The sequence below is a fragment of the Streptococcus sp. Marseille-P7375 genome (assembly GCF_902460365.1).
GTDB classification, from domain to species: Bacteria; Bacillota; Bacilli; order Lactobacillales; family Streptococcaceae; genus Streptococcus; species Streptococcus cristatus_I.
This window is the reverse complement of record NZ_CABPTR010000001.1, coordinates 666,003-686,251: the sequence shown is the minus strand read 5'-3', so window position 1 is coordinate 686,251 and position 20,249 is coordinate 666,003. Positions and strand designations below refer to the sequence as shown.

Genomic DNA, 20,249 nt, shown 5'->3' with positions numbered 1-20,249 from the left:
GTTATAATAGTTTTATCAAATTAGAGGAGTTCCTTAATGAAAACAGATATCGAAATTGCTCAGAGTGTTGAATTACAGCCCATTGTGGATGTGGTAAAAAAGATTGGCATTGATTATGACGATTTGGAGCTGTACGGAAAGTACAAGGCCAAACTCAGTTTTGACAAAATTCGTGAGGTAGCGAAAAATCCTGTCGGTAAGCTGATCTTGGTAACAGCAATCAATCCAACGCCAGCAGGAGAAGGTAAGTCTACCATTACCATTGGATTAGCTGATGCACTCAACAAAATTGGCAAGAAAACGATGATTGCCATTCGCGAACCGTCCTTGGGACCAGTGATGGGGATCAAAGGAGGAGCAGCTGGTGGCGGTCACGCGCAAGTCCTACCGATGGAAGATATTAACTTACATTTTACTGGTGACATGCACGCCATTACGACTGCTAATAATGCTCTGTCTGCTCTCATTGACAATCATCTGCATCAGGGAAATGCTCTGGGAATTGATCAACGTCGCATTATCTGGAAACGGGTGGTTGACCTGAATGACCGGGCCCTTCGCCATGTAACGATTGGATTAGGAAGTCCAGTTAACGGTATTCCACGCGAAGATGGTTTTGATATCACGGTTGCTTCTGAAATCATGGCGATTCTTTGCTTGGCAACAGATATTGAAGATTTGAAAAATCGCTTGGCAAACATTGTTATCGGTTATCGTTATGACCGCACACCAGTCTATGTTCGTGACCTTGAGGTAGAAGGAGCCTTGGCATTAGTCTTGAAAGATGCGATTAAGCCAAATCTGGTACAGACTATTTACGGAACACCAGCCTTTGTCCACGGTGGACCGTTTGCCAATATCGCCCACGGCTGTAACTCTGTTTTGGCGACTAGCACAGCGCTGCGCTTGGCTGATTATACAGTGACTGAAGCTGGCTTCGGTGCAGACCTTGGCGCTGAGAAATTCCTCGATATCAAGACTCCGAACTTACCAACTTCTCCAGATGCAGTGGTAATTGTTGCAACACTTCGTGCTCTTAAGATGAATGGTGGCGTTGCTAAGGATGCACTTACAGAAGAAAATGTAGAAGCAGTTCGCGCAGGTTTTGCTAACTTGAAACGCCACGTTGAAAATATCCGTAAGTTCGGTATTCCAGCGGTCGTAGCCATCAATGAATTTGTCTCTGATACAGAAGCTGAAATTGCGACTCTTAAGGAATTCTGTGCAGAAATCGGGGTACCAGTTGAGCTTGCCAGTGTCTGGGCTGATGGCGCTGAAGGCGGTGTGGCTCTAGCTGAAACTGTAGTCAAAACCATTGACGAAAAACCAGCACACTACACTCGTCTTTATGACAATGATTCAACTATCGAAGAGAAGATCGAGAAAATTGTCACTGAAATCTATCGCGGTTCAAAAGTAAACTTTGAGAAAAAAGCGCAGACTCAGATTCGTGAAATTGTCAAGAATGGCTGGGACAAGATGCCAATCTGTATGGCTAAAACTCAGTACAGTTTTTCTGACAATCCAAATGCACTTGGAGCACCCGAAAACTTTGAAATTACCATTCGTGAATTGGTACCAAAACTTGGGGCAGGCTTTATCGTGGCTTTGACAGGAGATGTCATGACCATGCCAGGTCTACCAAAACGCCCTGCTGCACTCAATATGGATGTGGCGGCAGACGGTACAGCGATTGGTTTGTTCTAATTGAATTTAAGATATAAGAAGAGGTTGGGCTAAATAGCGCTGGGCCTCTCTTTTTTAGACTTAAATTCCAGATATTTTGATATAATAAAGCCATATTCCCATCACCTAGTTTTTGCTCATAGGAGGATGAACATTGAAAAAAAGAAGTCTCAAACAGGAATTAATTTATCTGGCCTCAGGGGAATCGATAAGTGTTGTATTATTTTGCATCGTGTATGCCCTGTATACGAAACCAGAGACCCGATTTGCCACATCTAGTGCGGTCCTTTATTTCCCACTGTTAATTCTTAATCTGATATTGGTTCAAGGTTCCATCTATTGGCTTAACTGTTTGAAACGAATCCAAAAGAAGAAGGCCTTGGAAACTCAACTACTTGCACCTCTTTATAAAGGATTAAAAGTGCTAGATTTTATGATGCTGCTTGCATATATACCGATTTGGATCTGGTCTTTTAGAGTGAGTAGTAGCAGTAATATCATTATTGGAGTTTTACTTTGGTTGTTTTCCATCATTGAATTTGTAAATTATTTTTACTATCGCCTGTCTTACTATGCAATGGATGGCCTAGGACTGCAAGTGATGAGGCCTCTCAAGTTATTATTGACGGGAAAAGCAGCCAAATCACAAATTGCAAAAGAAATTTCCTTATACGAAAAAAATATGGAGCATAAATAATGAAAAAGAAATACCTATTAATATCTCTTTTGAGTATTGGTCTTTTGACCTTGACAGGTTGTCAGGCCGTTGAAAATTGGTTCAAAAATGCCAAGGAGGAATGGCTGGGGCTGGAGATGACGGTTCGCACCTATGATGAGAATTCCCAACTCATAGACCAGATGTCAGGGAAGTCCTTATCCATCTCGCGTAACGAGGAGTTTGATTCAGTTGATGCGGAAGGGAATTCCAAAGAAGACTCATCTGTGCTCAAAATAACCTTGGGTAAGTATGAGATTGATCATGTGGGTTCTTCCTTGATTGCAGAAGAAAAAGGCTTGAAAGATGTCTTTGCTCAATATCAAAAGACTGCAGATGTTGAGGAGAATAGCCATTCTGCCCCTGTTCTAAATCGCATGATTTCAGCCTTTAAAAACGACTTTAACGGCAAGAAGAAGGTCATTCTGATTCGCTCTCAAAATGGCACTCCACTGGCAGCTTATGCTGGGGATCGTGTCTCTCTTGATAAATCTGATGCTCCCAAAACCTCTGAGTTGCTGATTGACGGCAAGCGCCTCGTGATTTACCGCTGTGACTACACTATTTACGACCGTGAATTGCTGGAGTAAGCTATGAATGTAGAGGAATTGGTAAAAGAGTTAAAAGCGGTAGCTAGCCCTGACGATGCGGCGGCTATGAAAGCCTATATGAAAAATAAATTTGAGTTTCTAGGAGTCAAGACTCCAGCTAGACGGAAGCTCGCAAAGACTTTTTTTAAACAACAGACAGACTCCGTCATTGATTGGGTTTTTATAAATGAATCTTGGGACAATCCCTATCGAGAATTGCAGTATGCCGCGCTAGATTATCTGGAAATTCGCAAGAAACTATTGACACCATCTGACTTGCCACGTTTGAAGAAACTAGCTCAAACTAAGTCTTGGTGGGATACCATTGACTTTTTGGACCGCTTGGTCGGATCTATCATTGCCCGATTTCCAGAAACAAAAGAGATTATTTTATCATGGAGTTGCGATAAAGATTTTTGGTTGCGGCGATTAGCCATTGATCATCAGCTATTGCGAAAAGAAGAAACAGACACGGAGCTGTTGGAGAAAATTTTAGTAAATAATCTTGGTCAAACAGAATTCTTTATTAACAAGGCCATCGGCTGGGCGCTGAGAGACTATTCAAAAACCAATCCAGACTGGGTCAGAGATTTTATTGAGCGGCATCAGACAGAAATGGCTGCGCTTAGTATCCGAGAGGGGAGTAAGTATTTATGAAAGATATTTATTTAAAATATCTGTAAGAGAAGGATTACTTAGTTTGGCTGGAAGGATTTTCAAATAGACTACCATCCCAATCACCATTTGATGATGGACTTTTAGATATGACAATTTGTACAGAAAGTTGGTTTTCGGATTTGGTGGCTAAACACCGCGATTTTCTAGAGAAAGACCAGCAGTATATTTGGGGAATTTATGATGCAAAAAGAGGAAAACATGTAGGTATGGCTAATTTATTTGTGCTAGCTAGAGATGATTTTCAATGGGCAGAAATAGGTTATACGATACATAATCAATTTTGGCGTCAGGGCTACGCCAGAGCTATGCTAGAAGAACTCAAGAAAGTCAGTTGCGAACTAGGATTTCATCGTTTAGAAGCACATGTTGATCTACAGAATATCCCTTCGCAAAAATTACTAGAACAAGCTGATTTCTATCTTGAAGGAGTACGGAAACAATTCCAAAAAGAAGGCCAAGAGTGGAAATATAGGCAAGTTTTTGTTTATACTTTAGAGTAAATACCTTGACAAAACGGAAAAAAATAAGGTAAACTATATTTCGTGCGATGAGTCGATATGCAGTTTTTCTGCAAATTGAAGCATGGGAGGTCATAACGCAGGAGCGGACCTTGATCAGTTGTGTGAACCTGCTGATCACACGAAAGTGCCCTTATCCCCAGTCTACGGATTGGGGATTTTCTATTGCTCTTGACGAAGTTAAGTCTTAGAGCAATGGATGCAGTTTTGTTCGTGAGAACAAAATCTGTAAACCTTGAAACTTATCTTATAGAGGCAAGACAGTTAGTCGCAGCCGAGCTTAGAGGCATTGATACTGAGACGATTAGCGTCGTGAGTGCTATTGTTCTTGATGAAACAACTTCGTAGAAGGCAGTTGAATCTTAGAGCAGTGGATGCAGTTTTGTCCGTATGGACAAAATCTGTAAACCTTGGTAGTTCTCTTAGAGAGGCAAGACCGCTGGTCGAAGCTGATCTTAGAGAGATTGATATTGAGAAGAACAGCATCGTGAGCGGCTGAGTATTGTAACAAAATAAGTCCATAATTCTTTAGAAATATTTGCATTTTTCCTTAAAAATAGTATAATACTAGAATATACAAAATTTTTAGAAAATTCAGAGGTGGATTGTATGGGATATACAGTTGCTGTAGTCGGCGCGACAGGTGCTGTTGGCGCTCAAATGATTAAAATGCTGGAAGAATCAACACTTCCAATTGATAAGATCCGTTATTTGGCTTCTGCTCGTTCAGCTGGTAAGGTTCTTCAGTTCAAAGGACAAGATGTCACCATCGAAGAAACAACAGAAATTGCCTTTGAAGGCGTAGACATCGCTCTTTTCTCAGCTGGTGGCTCTACTTCAGCAAAATATGCTCCATATGCAGTCAAAGCTGGTGCAGTCGTAGTAGACAATACTTCATATTTCCGCCAAAATCCTGATGTGCCTCTGGTTGTTCCAGAAGTAAACGCTCATGCACTAGATCAGCATAAAGGGATTATCGCCTGCCCTAACTGTTCAACAATCCAAATGATGGTGGCTCTTGAGCCTGTCCGTCAGCAATGGGGCTTGGACCGTATCATTGTTTCAACTTACCAGGCAGTCTCTGGTGCTGGTATGGGAGCCATTCTCGAAACGCAACGTGAACTTCGTGAAGTGTTGAATGATGGTGTTGCCCCACGTGATTTGCATGCGGAAATCTTGCCTTCAGGTGGTGATAAGAAACATTATCCTATCGCCTTTAACGCTCTTCCACAAATCGATGTCTTCACTGACAATGATTACACATACGAAGAGATGAAGATGACTAAGGAAACTAAGAAAATCATGGAAGATGACAGCATTGCAGTATCTGCCACCTGTGTACGTATTCCAGTCCTGTCAGCTCACTCTGAGTCTGTTTACATCGAAACGAAAGAAGTGGCTCCGATTGAAGAAGTCAAAGCAGCCATTGCAGCTTTCCCAGGTGCCGTTCTTGAGGATGATGTAGCTCACCAAATCTATCCTCAAGCAATTAACGCAGTTGGTTCACGCGATACTTTTGTAGGTCGTATTCGTAAAGACTTGGATGCAGAAAAAGGAATCCATATGTGGGTCGTTTCAGACAACCTTCTTAAAGGAGCGGCATGGAATTCTGTCCAAATCGCTGAAACTCTTCATGAGCGTGGCTTGGTTCGTCCAACAGAAGAAGTCGTTTTTGAATTAAAATAAGCTGTCTAAAAATACGTGACAGGTCGAGGATTGAATATCTGTCATTCAATCCTCTTTTCATACAAAGGGAGGTAAGTCTATGGCATACGCAGATTTGAAGAATTGTAAAATCATCACAGCTTTCATTACGCCTTTTCATGAAGATGGCTCCATCAATTTTGAGGCCATTCCAGATTTGATTGAGCACCTTTTGGCTCATCATACAGATGGGATTTTGCTAGCTGGAACGACTGCAGAGAGTCCAACCCTGACCCACGATGAAGAATTGGAGCTTTTTGCGGCTGTTCAAAATGTTGTCAAGGGGCGCGTTCCTTTGATAGCTGGTGTCGGTACCAACGAAACGCGCGACTCCATTGAATTTGTCAAAGAAGTAGATGCCTTTGGTGGTTTTGCGGCTGGTTTGGCTATTGTTCCCTATTACAATAAACCGTCTCAAGAAGGCATGTATCAGCACTTTAAAGCCATTGCGGATGCTTCAAACCTGCCGATCATTATCTACAATATCCCAGGACGGGTAGTGGTTGAAATGACGCCTGAGACCATGTTAAGACTGGCAGAACACCCAAATATTATCGGTGTGAAGGAATGTACGAGTCTGGCGAATATGGCTTATTTGATCGAACATCGTCCAGAGGAATTTCTGATTTATACCGGTGAGGATGGCGATGCCTTTCATGCTATGAATCTGGGGGCTGATGGGGTTATTTCTGTTGCTTCTCACACAAACGGTGATGAAATGTTTGAAATGCTGGATGCTATTGAACACAATGACATCAAAAAAGCAGCAGCTATCCAACGGAAGTTCATCCCTAAGGTCAATGCCCTGTTCTCTTATCCAAGTCCAGCACCAGTCAAGGCTGTACTTAATTACATGGGCTTTGCAGCTGGTCCAACCCGCTTACCGCTCGTTCCAGCTCCTGAGGAAGATGCTAAGCGAATTATTAAGGTCGTAGTTGATGGCGACTATGAAGCGACTAAAGAGACTGTTAAAGGGGTCTTGAGACCAGATTATTGATCGGCAAATTTGCTTTAGATTTTATATAGAGTAAGTAAGGTGTGATGAAATAATATGACAGAAAAGCATAGTCAACGAATCGAGGAGTATAAGGCAAAGCGTAGTCTGGAAAAGCTTGAGGGGAAGAGAGTTTACGACAAGCCAATTATTCGAACTGGTGATAAGGCAAGTTTTTATGGTGCAGGTCTAATTTTGTTAGGGTTTGGTTTGGGGGCTCTTTATCTACTTCTTAACCTTATAACAGACTGGGATTTAAAACTTTTCTCTCTTATCTGGGAAACACTTGCTGGATTAGGGATTGTTGTCAGTCTTTTCAGGGCTTTTAAAATTGGTCGGTTAGAGTTACATACTGTGTCAATGATAGCAGACAAAGAGAAGAATTTTGACATTAAAAGGGCTTTCAATCTGTATAATGTCATCGACAAACCGACAAAGAAAGTTTTACTTCAATACGATAGTGAGGATGATAGTTTAATTTCTCTAAACGCTGGGGGTGATTTATTAGTTGAGCTCCTAAGGAAAGTTGAGGAAGAGAAATTGCCTTTTAATAAGATTAACAAAACTCTGAAATTAGAAGAAGTATCTGAAAATCATTGGAAAATGCAATATCGTTACAAGAAACAAGACATTGTATTAGAGTAAAGTGATATATAGTATATGTATTATTAGCTTGAACTAAAAGGACTAATATTTATAGTTCTCTGAAATTATTTTCAAAAGGATTGCAGTTGATGGCGCCTCGAAAGTTAGATAGAATTCTAAGAACAGAGGTTCGGTTCATTTCTGCAGTCCTTTTTCTAAATGTTTCATTCTTTTTGAAAAAAATAAGAAAAAATTGTATAATGATAGGGTAAGTTATCTCTTGAGAGGTGATGATAATGCAGGTTCGTAAGGCAAGCAAGGCTGATTGGCAACTAATCCAAAAAATATGTAGAGAAACTTGGTTGACTACCTATAAAAATATTTATTCTTCTTCCTACATAGAGCGAGTCTTTGACATTTTCTATAGCCAAGAACGTTTGCTGAAGGACTTGACTGAACTTTCTCCTGAATGGAATGGTTATTGGCTGGCAGAAATGAATGGGCAGGTGCTTGGTTGTATTGGTGGTGGAATGAGTGAGGACGGCAGAGCCAATGTTTATGTTCTCTACGTCTTGCCGCAGGCTCAACGTTTGGGAATCGGCCATGCATTACTGGAGATCTTGACAAGTTACCAAAAATCACAATATCAGGCTAGAGAGCAAGCCGTTACAGTAACTGAAGGAAATGTTATCGGTCTTCCATTTTATGAAAAAGAAGGTTTTGTCTTTGAGTTTTCCACTGAAAATTGGATTGATAGCAGTCAAGCCAGAGATTTACACTATATCAGAAATATATAAATAAAGGAGTATCTTATGAAAGTTATTAAACGCAGTGGGGAAGTCGTTGACTTTGACCCAGATAAAATCTATCAAGCGGTATTAAAAGCAGCTCAAACTGTTTATGTCTTGACAGACGACCTCCGTCAAAATCTAGCCTTGGTCACAAAAAAAGTCGTGTTAGATTTGGAAGAAGCCAAGGTTGAGCGTGCCACTATCAGTATGATTCAGTCTATGGTTGAAAACCGTCTCTTGGGAGCAGGCTATATCACTATTGCTGAGCATTATATTTCCTACCGCTTGCAGCGTGATTTGGAACGCAGTGGTTACGGTGACCATATCGCTGTCCATCTGCATTTTGAGCAAATCCGATAATAATGCTGAAAAGCCCAGATGGGCTTTTTCTTTTTCAAAACTCAATATAAAAATTCAGTTCAAAGTAGATTTCTCTTCAAAAATTGTAACCGTATTCAAAGATTTTTTCCTAGTTTTTAGTAGAAAAAGACCTTTCAAAGCCAGTTAAATCAATATGTATAATCTGGACTTATGCTCTTCTTAATCTTTCTTAAGTAGACACTAGGACATATTAGATATAAAATGAAAGCGTCAACAAATACTGAGCTATAAAAATGAAAGCGCTCTTATACAAATAAAAACTATACAAAAGGAGTCAATAAAATGGCAACTAAAGAAGAAATTTTACGTGAACTATACCCTGAGGATCTTTTCCACTATGCCGATGGCTTGACATTGGGAGAAGCGGAAGTATTACAAGAAACTCGTCGTTTGATTGAAAAGCATCTTCGTCCAGTCATTAATGAATATTGGGAAGCGCCTGATTTCCCATTTGAAGAATTCTATGCAGTTGCTAAAGGCGCTCAAATCATGAACAACCCTAAATTGTTCGAAGGTCGCGAAGGCAACTACAAACCATCAGAACTTTACATCGCATTCTTGTATTTGGAATTAGGCCGTTTCGATGCGTCTATAGCGACTTTCTTCACAGTTCATGGTGGACTTTGCTACAACACAGTCTTGCTTGGTGGTGACGAGCGTCAACAAAAAGAATTCCTTCCTAAATTAGCTGCATTTGACTGGCAAGGATGTTTCGCTTTGACTGAGCCGTTGTCAGGTTCTGACATTGCTGGAGGTCTTGCGACAACAGCTGAGCGTGTTGGCGATAAATGGATTTTGAACGGAGAAAAACGTTGGATCGGTGGATCAGATACAGCTGATGTGGTTCCAGTATTTGCTCGCGACGTTGAAGATGGAAAAGTGAAATGTTTCATCGTTCGTAAAGGTGCTCCTGGATATCATGCAGAACCAATCCCTCACAAGACCGCCCTTAGATGCGTACGTAATGGTCACATTACTATGAAGAATGTGGAAGTTCCAGATTCAGACCGTTTGGTAAACATCAATGGATTTGGCGATGTAGCTCGCATCTTGACATTCACTCGTGCTGACGTTGCTCACATTGCAACTGCTATCACTTGTGGTTCATACGTAGCAGCTCTTAAATATGCTAAAGATCGTCAACAATTCAAACGTCCAATTGCTGCATTCCAAATCGTACAAGAAAAATTGGCTAGAATGCAAGCTAACGCAGTGGCAGTACTTTCATATTCAGCTCGTATTGCAGAAATGCAAGAAGCAGGTAACGAATTGATGCTGAACTCTGCACTTGCTAAGATGCACAACTCATTAGTAATGCGTGAAACAGTTGCACTTGCTCGTGAAACATGTGGTGGTAACGGAATCACTCTTGAAACTGATGTAGCTCGCTTCTTTGCAGATGCTGAAGCAATCTACACATATGAAGGTTCTCATGAAGTGAATGCTTTGATTGTAGGCCGTGAAATCACTGGTATTGGAGCATTTGTATAATAATGAATTTGGAACGATTGCTCAGCATTTGCTAGTAATCGTTCCGATTCTTTCTTTTTGAAGTTTATATTTTGATAGTAAATAGGAGAAAAAAATGAGTATTTCAAAAGTGATGATCATCGGATCAGGTCAAATGGGAAGCGGTATTGCACAAGTCTTTGCTCAATCAGGTTTCACAGTTTATCTCAATGATATCAAGGAAGAGTTTGTTAAAAGAGGGCTGGATGGTATTACTAAGCAATTGTCTCGTTCTGTTGAAAAAGGTCGTTTGTCAGAAGAAGATAAAAACAGCATTTTGGCAAATCTGATTCCTTCTACATCTTATGAAGATGCTAAACATGTTCAATTGGTTATTGAAGCGGCTACTGAAAATCGCGACATCAAATTGAGCATTTTTAAACAGTTGGATGAGTTGACTGATCCTCAAACTATTTTGGCTTCAAACACTTCATCTCTATCTATTACTGATATTGCAGCTGCGACAGTTCATCAAGAACGCGTTATTGGTATGCACTTCTTCAACCCAGCACCAGTTATGAAATTGGTTGAAGTTATTCGTGCGCTTCAAACATCAGATGAAGTTGTGAAAGCTGTTCGTGAATTGACTGAAAAAATCGGTAAAACAGCTGTAGACGTGAAAGATTCTTATGGTTTTGTTGTGAACCGCGTCTTGATTCCAATGATCAATGAGGCTATTTTCATCTTAGGTGAAGGTGTTGCTTCAGCTGAAGAAATTGACGAAGCAATGAAACTAGGTGCTAATCACCCAATTGGCCCATTGGCATTGGCTGACTTGATCGGTCTTGATGTCTGCTTGGCTATCATGGGAGTGTTAAACAATGGATTTGGAGATCCTAAGTATCGTCCTGCTCCACTTCTGAAGAAGATGGTTGAAGCTGGTAAGCTTGGTCGTAAGACTAAAGAAGGATTCTTTAAATATTAAGATATAAGGAGCAAGAAATGAAAGAAGCAGTTATTGTAGCAGCAGTCCGCACACCTTTGGGTTCTTTTGGTGGAACTTTAAAAAATGTTTCGGCTGTTGATCTAGGTAGTTTGGTTATTAAAAGTGCTATTGAACGAGCAAATTTGAAACCAGAACAAGTTGATGAAGTTATCATGGGTAACGTTCTGGGTGCAGGTCTTGGTCAAAACGTAGCTCGTCAAATGAGTGTTAACGCAGGTGTCCCAGTAGCTTCTCCAGCTTTTACTATTAACAAAGTTTGTGGCTCTGGTTTGAAAGCAGTTCAATTGGCGGCTCAAGCTGTATTGTGTGGAGATGCTGATATCGTTGTAGCCGGTGGGGCTGAAAACATGAGCCAAGCTCCTTATGTCCTTCAAAACCAACGTTGGGGCGCCCGTATGGGAGACTCTCAAGTAGTAGACACTATGCTCCGCGATGGCTTGACAGATGCCTTTGAATCCTTCCATATGGGAATTACAGCTGAAAACGTTGCTGAACAATATGGCATTACACGTGAAGACCAAGATAACTTTGCTGTGCAATCTCAAAAACGTGCAGTTGCAGCTATCGAAGCTGGTCGTTTCAAAGAAGAAATTGTTCCTGTTGAAATTCCGCAACGTAAGGGTGATCCTATCGTATTTGATACAGATGAATTCCCAAGAAAAGATGCTTCTCTTGAAGGATTGGGAAAATTGCGTCCAGTGTTCAAGAAAGATGGTACTGTGACTGCTGGTAATGCCTCAGGTATTAACGACGGTGCGGCAGCAGTAGTTGTTATGAGTGCTGATAAGGCTAAAGAATTGGGCGTTCCAGTTTTGGCAACGATCAAATCTTACGCAAGCGCTGGACTAGATCCAAAAATTATGGGTTGTGGCCCGATTTACGCATCTCGCAAAGCCCTTGAAAAAGGCGGATTTACAGTGGAAGATTTAGATTTGGTTGAATCCAATGAAGCATTTGCAGCGCAAGCATGTGCCGTTGGTAAAGAACTGAATCTTGATCCTGAAAAAGTCAATGTAAATGGTGGTGCGATTGCTCTTGGTCACCCAATCGGTGCTTCAGGCTGCCGTATTTTGGTAACACTTTTGCACGAAATGCAAAAACGTGATGTTAAACGTGGCCTTGCTACCCTTTGTATCGGTGGCGGTATGGGTACAGCGGTCATCGTAGAACGCTAGAATCTAGTTCATTTTTGAAGTTTTCCATTTGCTTCTGCTATATAAACAAGTCCTATCGATGAGCTGTTTTTTGCAAGCAAGCCTTGATAGGGCTTGTTTTATTTTTCGAAAAATTAATTTGAATATCAAAACTATAAGCTTAGCTTATCGATGTATAAATGATGATTAAGTAGACGAAGTGTGAGAAATGGTATATCATAAGAATGTAAGCTCTTACATTTGTAGTTTAAGTATTTGTTGACAGCATACTTAGTCATTCAATTTTATAAGTAGGAGCATAAAAATGAGTAAAACTGTTTTATTAGAAGTTAAAAATGGGATTGGATATATCACTATCAACCGTCCTGAAGCTTTGAACGCCTTGAGTTCTCAAGTTTTGGCTGATTTGAATGAAGTTCTTGATCAAGTTGAGAAAAGCGAGGAAATTCGCGTTGTCATCGTAACTGGAGCAGGAGAAAAAGCATTCGTCGCCGGAGCAGACATCAAGGAAATGGATTTGATGTCACCTATTCAAGCCTTTGAATACATGACATTTGCAAATGATACATTTACTCGCCTTTCAGATTTACGCCAACCAACGATTGCAGTCCTCAATGGTTATGCACTCGGTGGTGGTATGGAGCTAGCACTTTCAACAGATATCCGTATTGGATTTGAAAAAACAGTGGTTGGCTTCCCAGAAGTTGGCTTGGGTATTATTCCAGGATTTGCTGGTACTCAACGGATGTCTCGCTTGATTGGAACTAGCCGTGCCAAAGAACTTATCTTCACTGCTCGTACAGTGAAAGGTCAAGAAGCCTATGACTTAGGTATTCTTAACAAACTGGTTCCTGCTGAAGAATTGTTGTCTTCAGCTGAAGAATTAGCCGCAGCCATCATGAAGAATGCACCGTTAGCTGTTGAAAAAGCAAAACATGTCATTCAAGTTGGTGCGGAACTTCCTCTTAAAAATGCAATCCGTCTGGAAACAGAAGCAGAAGCCTTGCTCTTCTCTACAGAAGACAAACTAGAAGGAATGCGTGCTTTTGTTGAAAAACGCAAAGCTGTTTTCAATCGTAAGTAAAAGAGGAGGTATCAGCATGAAATCAGTTGTATCATTATCAGACGCTATTTCTAAGGTCAAATCGGGTGATATCGTTGGAATTTCTGGATTCCTCGGTGTCGGTGAACCTTTTGAATTGATTGAAGAATTAGTAAAACAAAACCAGCAAGACTTGACTTTGGTATCGGTGGTAACATCTCATCCTGGTAAAGAAGTTGGGGTTGGACGACTTTGTGAAAATCACCAAGTGAAAAAATATATTGCAGCCCACATAGGAACATCTGCAGCAGCTCAACGTGAGTATTTTGAAAAGACGATGGAAGTCGAATTTACACCGATGGGAACTGTTGTCGAGCGTCTCCATGCAGCTGGAGCTGGCTTAGGAGCTGTCTTGACCCCGACAGGAGTCGGAACAATCTTAGAAAAAGATTATGAAAAAGTAGAGCGTAATGGCCGTGAATACTTGGTCTATGATCCACTTAAAATTGATGTTGCCTTAATCAAAGCGACTAAAGCTGACAAATACGGCAACTTGTATATCGATGGCACTACGAAAAACATTTCCTTGCAATTAGCACTCGCAGCAGATACTGTTATCGTTGAAGCGAATGAAATTGTTGAAGCTGGCGAAATTCATCCGAATGATATTTATGTTCCGGGCATCCTTGTTGACTATGTCGTCCAAAGCTTGACTCCAGAAGAACACCATAAGATGATGGGTGATCTTTGGACAGAGACTAAAAAATTGGCGGGGGTGAACTAATATGAAAGCAAAAGAAATTATTGCAAGACGTGTTGCACAAGAATTTAAAGATGGAGATGTTGTCAATCTAGGATTTGGTATTCCAAACGCATCTGCTGACTATATTCCTGAGGGAGTAAACGTTATTCTTCAGGCTGAAAATGGAGCGCTTCGCTTTGGTGAAACACCAACGAAAGATACTTACAATCCAAACCTGGCAAACTCTGGTGGAGCGCCAATCACTCTCTTGCCTGGAGCAGCATTATTTGACTTACAGACTTCCTTCGCGATCATCCGTGGTGGACACGTTGATGCGACCGTGCTAGGAGCTTTGGAAGTCAGTCAAGATGGTAGTATTGCTAACTGGATTATTCCAGGTAAGTTTGCCCCAGGAATGGGTGGAGCGATGGACTTGTTGGTTGGAGCGAAGCGTGTTATCGGTGCAATCCAGCATACTACTGCTGATGGCCAATCTAAACTTCTGCCAGAGTGTACTTTGCCACTTTCTGCCAAAGGAGTTCTTGATTTAGTCATTACAGAGTTGGCTGTCTTTGGTTTCCAAGATGGTAAGTTCCTCTTGAAAGAGCTTGCTCCCGGCGTTACCCTAGAGGAAGTTCTTGAAAAGACAGCAGGAGAAGTAATTGTTTCAGAAGACTTGAAAACGATGTCAATCTAATAAGGTTAGTAAGCAATTAATCTCCTCTTTCTCTGAAAGTGTGTTACTATGTGTTTATAACAACTTGAGCGATGATTAGTTTTTAATCAGAATACTAGCAACTGGTCATCATGGTTTCGAGGGCCAGTTGTTGTTTTATTTATGGCAAATTACCTCGTGAAATTTGAAAGATGGGAGACGAAAAGTGGATATAATTCAAATGACTTACTTTATCAATATCGTCGAATGTGGATGCAATCTTTCTATCGCAGCTAAGAAAATTCATATCAGCCAGTCAGCCTTGAGTCAGTTTGTCACAAATTTTGAATCAACGGAAGGAGTCCAGCTCTTCAATCGCAGAAATGGAAGATTAGAGAGTCTGACGGAAGCTGGTGGTAAGATTTACCGCTTTGCCACAGAGATTGTCAACCGGCATGAAGAGATGCAATCAATGATTCATATGGAAGCTCTTAAACAAAAAGGTACCTTTAACTTGGGCATTCCGTCATTGATTTTACGTGTATATTTTTCTAGTATTTTACCAAAGTTTTTACAGGACAATCCGCAAGTCAACATTCAGGTTACTGAGGATGGAAGTAATGAATTACGTCAAAAGCTGGTTGCGGGGGATCTGAATTTTGCAGTACTAATCGAACCTACCAATCTGGATCCTAAAAAATATGAACAGTATATCATTCAAGTTGATGAATACGTGGCCTATATGGACAAGAATCATCCCTTGGCAAACAAAGAATTGTTGAAATGGAAAGATATAGCTCAGTACGGTTTAGCAACCTTTAATAAATCATTTACAACCTACGATTTAATCACTGAAAAATTAAAGAGTAAAAAGATAAAAGCAAATTTTGCCTATTTATCATCGACATGGGATTTCTTGATAGAGTCAACTTATCAAAACGATATGATTGCACTGTTACCTCGTCCTTTAGAGTATTTTGTCGATAAGAATAAATTCAAGGTTGTGCGCTTTAAGGATCCGGTGCCTTTCAATATTTGGTTCTGCCGGCCTTATAAAGCAAGCTACAATGAGGTAGAAGCATACGTATATGAAGAGCTTTTAAAAGGTTATTATCAGCCTCTTTCTGAGCCACATCCATAGGGGGGAGAATTGATGATGAAGTCCAGTACCAAAACAGCAGCATTGAGTTCATATGTAAATACAGCCATTAGAGACTACATGAAAAATCATGATGAGTCAGTCGACTTTCCTCAGGAGATTTGGGAAGTAATGACGACGGATTTGGATATTTTTTCACCGATTTTGTCAGAAGGCGATCAGGCTTTGGCTTCTGATTTTATCAGCTCTATTCGAATGATTTCGAATGAATTTCCAGCTCTTTCAACTATATTGCTGACCCAAGGTTGTTATGGTGTTTATCCTATTTTGAAATTTGGTACGGGGCAACAGAAAGAGCGTTATCTGGATAAGTTGGTAAAGGGAACTTGTAAAGCAGGTCTTGGATTTTCTGAGTCTAAGCATCTAAATAGTTTGGCAGATTTGGAGACCTATGCGATCAAGACAGAGACAGGTTGGCAACTTTCGGGAGAAAAAGCCAAAGTGTCAAATAGCAGCATTGCGGACATTCTCTTGGTCTTAGCCAAAGTAAAGGAGGATGGAAAGCCTGATTCTTACGGCTTCTTCATTGTGGAGACGAATGCCTCGGGTGTGCTCATTGGTGAGCAGATAGAAAAGCAAGGTTTACTAGGACTTCCACTAAGTTCTGTTACCTTAGATAATGTACACCTGCCGGAAACTGCCTTATTAGGCGGAGTCTTGGCTGGAAATGAGCAATTTAATGATATCATAAAGAATATGCAACTTGGCTTGAGTGCGGTTGCTTTAGGAGTTGCCGAAGGTGCTTTTCATAAGGGTCTTGAGTTTGCACGTGTAAAAAGAGGATTCGGCAAGCGACTGATGGATGTTGAGTTGCATCAGTACAAGTTCGCAGATCTGTACAATAAAATTTGTGCTGCAGATGCTTATTTCTCATCCTATCCTAATCAAATAGAAGAAGATTCCAAGTTTGTTGCACGGATAAAGCTATATATGACTAAGGTAGCGCTAGAGGTTACAGATGAAATTCTCCGTCTTATCGGGCCTCTACAAAAATTTGATCATGTGAATATCAAACGCTATTTTAAAGATGCTGAAATTATTGAGAATTATGGACGGTCAGGAAACTCGATCAGAAAAGAAATCGCAGAGAGATGGTTAAAGGAGTAAAAGATGACAGAACTCAAATTACAAGAGTATCAGTTTGGGGAAATGAAGCTGACTTGGTTGCGTGGAGCGGATAAGCTCACAGATGCAGGCACCTTGTTTGGCCCGGTACCAAAGGTTGTTTGGTCACGTTATTATCCAACAACAGACGAAAATATGATGGCTGAACTAACAGATCCGATTTTGATTCAATACAAGGGGCAGAATTATTTAATTGATGCAAGTTTTGATACGGCTAAGCTTTCTGATAAACAACGTCGCAATCTCGGTATTCTTTCTGAGAGCCGTGTTGAAGAAAGCTTGGCACTCTTGGGATTAAAGCCAGAAGATATTTCCCATATTTTAATGACGCACATGCACCATGATCACTCTGGCGGTCTGACTAGATTAGATGAGAACAATCAGCTTGTTTCAAAATTCCCAAATGCAAAGATTTTTGTAAATGAGATAGAATGGTACGAAATGCGAAATCCCAATAGTCGGACAAGGGGAACTTATCTGAAGGAAAATTGGGAGCCAATCCAAGATCAGGTTGAAACCTTTACCGAATATCTGAATGTCATTCCAGAAATTCAAATGGTTCATACAGGCGGTCACAGTAACGGTCACAGCATCATCTTACTGAAACAGGGCGAGGAAACCATGATTCATATGGCTGATTTGGTGCTGACTCATGCTCATCGGAAACCTCTGTGGGTTGCTGCAGTAGATGATTATCCGATGCGCTCAATTGTTGCCAAAGACAAATGGCTCAAAGAAGCTTTTGAAAACCATTATAAGTTTTTCTTTTACCATGATCAATTTTTCGCAGTTGCTGAGTTTGATCAGACTGGCGAGGAATTTGTTGATTATGTGACTAGGATTCGTGAACCGCGAGTTCCATTCACAGATAAGCAGGATCGCAAACCGTCATTTTTATAAGAATAGAGAATCGCTTCTGACAGTTTGAGGGAGCGATTTTACTATTTTATTCTCTATTTTTTTGGTATAATGAGATACTAGAATATTGTAAGAAAGAGGTTTTTAATGGCAACGATTCAATGGTTTCCGGGGCACATGTCCAAGGCTCGGAGACAGGTTCAAGAAAGTATTAAATTTGTAGATTTTGTGACGATTTTGGTGGATGCGAGGTTGCCCTTGTCCAGTCAAAATCCCATGCTGACCAAAATTGTTGGAGATAAGCCTAAGTTGTTGATTTTAAATAAGGCAGACTTAGCGGATCCAAACTTAACCAAGGAATGGCAGGCCTATTTTGAAAGTCAGGGAATCAAAACCTTGGCCATTAACTCTAAGGAGCAATCTGCAGTCAAAAAAGTGACCGAAGCAGCTAAGAAATTGATGGCTGATAAGCTCGCTCGCCAGCGAGAAAGAGGAATTCAAATCGAGACTCTGCGGACCATGATTATTGGGATTCCCAATGCTGGAAAGTCAACGCTTATGAACCGACTGGCTGGTAAGAAAATCGCGATAGTCGGCAATAAACCAGGGGTCACCAAAGGTCAGCAGTGGCTCAAGTCCAATAAGGATTTGGAAATTCTAGATACACCGGGGATTCTTTGGCCAAAATTTGAAGATGAAATGGTGGCTTTGAAACTCGCTTTGACGGGTGCTATCAAGGATAATTTGCTGCCTATGGATGAGGTCACGATTTTCGGACTCAATTATTTCAAAGAGCATTATCCCAAGGCATTGCAGGAGCGCTTTAAGCAGTTGGATTTAGAGCTGGAAGCGCCAGACATGATTATGGATATGACCCAGAAATTGGGCTTTAGAGAGGACTACGATCGTTTTTACAGTCTCTTTGTCAAGGAAGTGCGTGATGGTCGCTTAGGTCGCTATACACTGGATACATTGGAGGAATTGGATGGCCACGATTAAGGTAATCCAAGAGAAGTTGGCTCAAGTATCTGACTTGCAGGATCCGCTTTTTCAAGCTTTAAAGCAGGATGAGCGGAGCGGTGTTCAAAAACTACTACTCAAGCGCCAAAAAGAAATTCAGGCAGAGCTAGATGAAGACTTACGCCTAGAGTACATGCTGCGCTATGAAAAAGAACTCTATAGTCAAGGATTTCAGGCGATTGCTGGCATTGATGAGGTCGGACGAGGTCCCTTAGCTGGTCCAGTAGTCGCGGCAGCAGTCATTCTGCCTCCTAACTGCAAAATAAAAGGGCTGAATGACAGTAAAAAGATTCCTAAGAAAAAGCATGAGGAAATTTATCAAGCGGTGCTAGATCGGGCTTTAGCTGTTGGCTTAGGCATTATGGACAATCAAACGATTGACCGAGTCAATATCTATGAAGCGACCAAGCTAGCTATGACAGAAGCGGTAGCTCAGCTCAAGATAAAGCCGGATTACCTTTTGATTGACGCGATGAAGTTAGACTTGCCCTTGCCCCAGCAGTCCATTATCAAGGGTGATGCGAATTCCCTATCCATCGCTGCAGCTTCTATCGTAGCCAAGGTGACGAGGGACAAGATGATGGCGGAATTTGATCAGATTTATCCGGGCTATGACTTTGCCCAAAATGCCGGCTATGGCACCAAGCTACATCTGGAAGGACTGGAAAAATATGGTGTCACATCAATTCACCGCAGAAGCTTTGAACCGATCAAATCTATGATAAATTTATAAGAAATCCTAATCGTTATGAGGAGACAAGTGTGACTAGCGAATACCAAAAAATGATTGCAGGAGAGAACTACAGCCCTCAAGATCCTGAATTGAGAGCATTGGCTGCTCGCTCGCGAGATTTTCAGTATCGTTTTAACCAAGAACGAGATGTTGAAAAACGCAGTGCTATTGCCAAGGAGTGGTTTGGCAGTACAGGGGAGAATCTGTGGTTGCATCCAGATTTGGTCTGTGATTATGGAGTTAACATTCACTTGGGGGAGAATTTTTATTCCAACTGGAATTTGACCATGCTGGATGTCTGTCCTATTACCATTGGAAAGAATGCCATGCTGGGGCCCAATTGCCAGTTTCTGACGCCGTTGCATCCGCTTGACCCAGTGGAAAGAAATTCCGGTATTGAATACGGGGCGCCGATTAAGATTGGTGACAATTTCTGGGCTGGTGGTGGCGTAACGATTCTGCCAGGCGTGACGCTAGGAGATAATGTCGTAGTTGGAGCTGGTGCAGTGGTGACTAAATCATTCGGCGATAATGTAGTCTTAGCCGGCAATCCTGCTAAGATTATTAAGGAAATTCCTGTTCATGAAGAATAGAAGAACTCAACTATTTTCTCAAGCATTAATCGAATAAGAAACAAGGAACTGTATTGCAGTTCTTTTTTTGA

General features: G+C 41.1%; 22 protein-coding genes. All 22 read left to right on the top strand.

Features of this window, described 5'->3' with window-relative positions; translation table 11 throughout:
• Window positions 1-36 precede the first annotated feature (36 nt).
• Window positions 37-1,707, top strand: a complete 1,671-nt coding sequence (locus FZ954_RS03470; protein WP_148877113.1) for a formate--tetrahydrofolate ligase — start codon at window positions 37-39, stop codon at window positions 1,705-1,707.
• A 133-nt stretch (window positions 1,708-1,840) separates the two neighbouring features.
• Entirely contained in the window at window positions 1,841-2,383 is a 543-nt protein-coding gene (locus tag FZ954_RS03465; protein ID WP_148877111.1) for a hypothetical protein, read from the top strand.
• On the top strand, window positions 2,380-2,991 hold the full coding sequence (locus FZ954_RS03460; protein WP_148877108.1) for a DUF5052 family protein: 612 nt from the start codon (window positions 2,380-2,382) through the stop codon (window positions 2,989-2,991). The genes FZ954_RS03465 and FZ954_RS03460 overlap by 4 nt, the downstream gene beginning before the upstream one ends.
• Before the next feature lie 3 nt (window positions 2,992-2,994).
• The gene (locus FZ954_RS03455) at window positions 2,995-3,648 is read left to right on the top strand and encodes a DNA alkylation repair protein (RefSeq protein ID WP_148877105.1); all 654 of its coding nucleotides are present in this window, start codon (window positions 2,995-2,997) and stop codon (window positions 3,646-3,648) included.
• A gap of 47 nt (window positions 3,649-3,695) precedes the next feature.
• Window positions 3,696-4,169: a GNAT family N-acetyltransferase gene (locus FZ954_RS03450; protein WP_235285260.1), complete on the top strand. Its 474-nt coding sequence runs from the start codon at window positions 3,696-3,698 to the stop codon at window positions 4,167-4,169.
• Between the two features lie 627 nt (window positions 4,170-4,796).
• Entirely contained in the window at window positions 4,797-5,873 is a 1,077-nt protein-coding gene (locus FZ954_RS03440) for an aspartate-semialdehyde dehydrogenase (RefSeq protein ID WP_045497424.1), read from the top strand.
• A gap of 79 nt (window positions 5,874-5,952) precedes the next feature.
• Window positions 5,953-6,888 (top strand): 4-hydroxy-tetrahydrodipicolinate synthase, encoded by a 936-nt coding sequence (gene dapA / locus FZ954_RS03435; protein ID WP_148877103.1) that lies wholly within the window; start codon window positions 5,953-5,955, stop codon window positions 6,886-6,888.
• A 54-nt stretch (window positions 6,889-6,942) separates the two neighbouring features.
• Window positions 6,943-7,530: a hypothetical protein gene (locus FZ954_RS03430; protein WP_045497420.1), complete on the top strand. Its 588-nt coding sequence runs from the start codon at window positions 6,943-6,945 to the stop codon at window positions 7,528-7,530.
• 236 nt (window positions 7,531-7,766) lie between these two features.
• Window positions 7,767-8,267, top strand: a complete 501-nt coding sequence (locus tag FZ954_RS03425; protein WP_045497417.1) for a GNAT family N-acetyltransferase — start codon at window positions 7,767-7,769, stop codon at window positions 8,265-8,267.
• A 15-nt stretch (window positions 8,268-8,282) separates the two neighbouring features.
• Window positions 8,283-8,621 carry an ATP cone domain-containing protein gene (locus FZ954_RS03420; protein ID WP_015604984.1) on the top strand — a complete coding sequence of 113 codons (339 nt, stop codon included), beginning with the start codon at window positions 8,283-8,285 and terminating at the stop codon, window positions 8,619-8,621.
• A 303-nt stretch (window positions 8,622-8,924) separates the two neighbouring features.
• Entirely contained in the window at window positions 8,925-10,133 is a 1,209-nt protein-coding gene (locus FZ954_RS03415; protein ID WP_005590354.1) for an acyl-CoA dehydrogenase family protein, read from the top strand.
• Window positions 10,134-10,227: 94 nt separating this feature from the next.
• A complete protein-coding gene (locus FZ954_RS03410; RefSeq protein ID WP_148877100.1) occupies window positions 10,228-11,076 on the top strand; it encodes a 3-hydroxybutyryl-CoA dehydrogenase in 849 nt (282 codons plus the stop codon).
• Between the two features lie 17 nt (window positions 11,077-11,093).
• The gene (locus tag FZ954_RS03405) at window positions 11,094-12,272 is read left to right on the top strand and encodes an acetyl-CoA C-acetyltransferase (RefSeq protein WP_125372814.1); all 1,179 of its coding nucleotides are present in this window, start codon (window positions 11,094-11,096) and stop codon (window positions 12,270-12,272) included.
• Window positions 12,273-12,555: 283 nt separating this feature from the next.
• Window positions 12,556-13,335 carry an enoyl-CoA hydratase/isomerase family protein gene (locus tag FZ954_RS03400; protein ID WP_015604980.1) on the top strand — a complete coding sequence of 260 codons (780 nt, stop codon included), beginning with the start codon at window positions 12,556-12,558 and terminating at the stop codon, window positions 13,333-13,335.
• Between the two features lie 16 nt (window positions 13,336-13,351).
• A complete protein-coding gene (locus FZ954_RS03395; RefSeq protein WP_148877098.1) occupies window positions 13,352-14,077 on the top strand; it encodes a CoA transferase subunit A in 726 nt (241 codons plus the stop codon).
• 1 nt (window position 14,078) lies between these two features.
• On the top strand, window positions 14,079-14,732 hold the full coding sequence (locus FZ954_RS03390) for a 3-oxoacid CoA-transferase subunit B (RefSeq protein ID WP_005590348.1): 654 nt from the start codon (window positions 14,079-14,081) through the stop codon (window positions 14,730-14,732).
• Between the two features lie 184 nt (window positions 14,733-14,916).
• Window positions 14,917-15,831 (top strand): LysR family transcriptional regulator, encoded by a 915-nt coding sequence (locus tag FZ954_RS03385; protein ID WP_179856417.1) that lies wholly within the window; start codon window positions 14,917-14,919, stop codon window positions 15,829-15,831.
• A 12-nt stretch (window positions 15,832-15,843) separates the two neighbouring features.
• The gene (locus tag FZ954_RS03380) at window positions 15,844-16,956 is read left to right on the top strand and encodes an acyl-CoA dehydrogenase family protein (protein WP_148877096.1); all 1,113 of its coding nucleotides are present in this window, start codon (window positions 15,844-15,846) and stop codon (window positions 16,954-16,956) included.
• A gap of 3 nt (window positions 16,957-16,959) precedes the next feature.
• Complete coding sequence (locus FZ954_RS03375) at window positions 16,960-17,874, top strand: MBL fold metallo-hydrolase (RefSeq protein ID WP_148877093.1); 915 nt, start codon at window positions 16,960-16,962, stop codon at window positions 17,872-17,874.
• 105 nt (window positions 17,875-17,979) lie between these two features.
• On the top strand, window positions 17,980-18,831 hold the full coding sequence (gene ylqF, locus FZ954_RS03370; protein ID WP_045497395.1) for a ribosome biogenesis GTPase YlqF: 852 nt from the start codon (window positions 17,980-17,982) through the stop codon (window positions 18,829-18,831).
• Entirely contained in the window at window positions 18,818-19,585 is a 768-nt protein-coding gene (locus FZ954_RS03365; protein WP_148877091.1) for a ribonuclease HII, read from the top strand. Before ylqF ends, FZ954_RS03365 begins: the two co-directional genes overlap by 14 nt.
• A gap of 29 nt (window positions 19,586-19,614) precedes the next feature.
• A complete protein-coding gene (locus tag FZ954_RS03360; protein ID WP_148877088.1) occupies window positions 19,615-20,178 on the top strand; it encodes a sugar O-acetyltransferase in 564 nt (187 codons plus the stop codon).
• Window positions 20,179-20,249 lie beyond the last annotated feature (71 nt).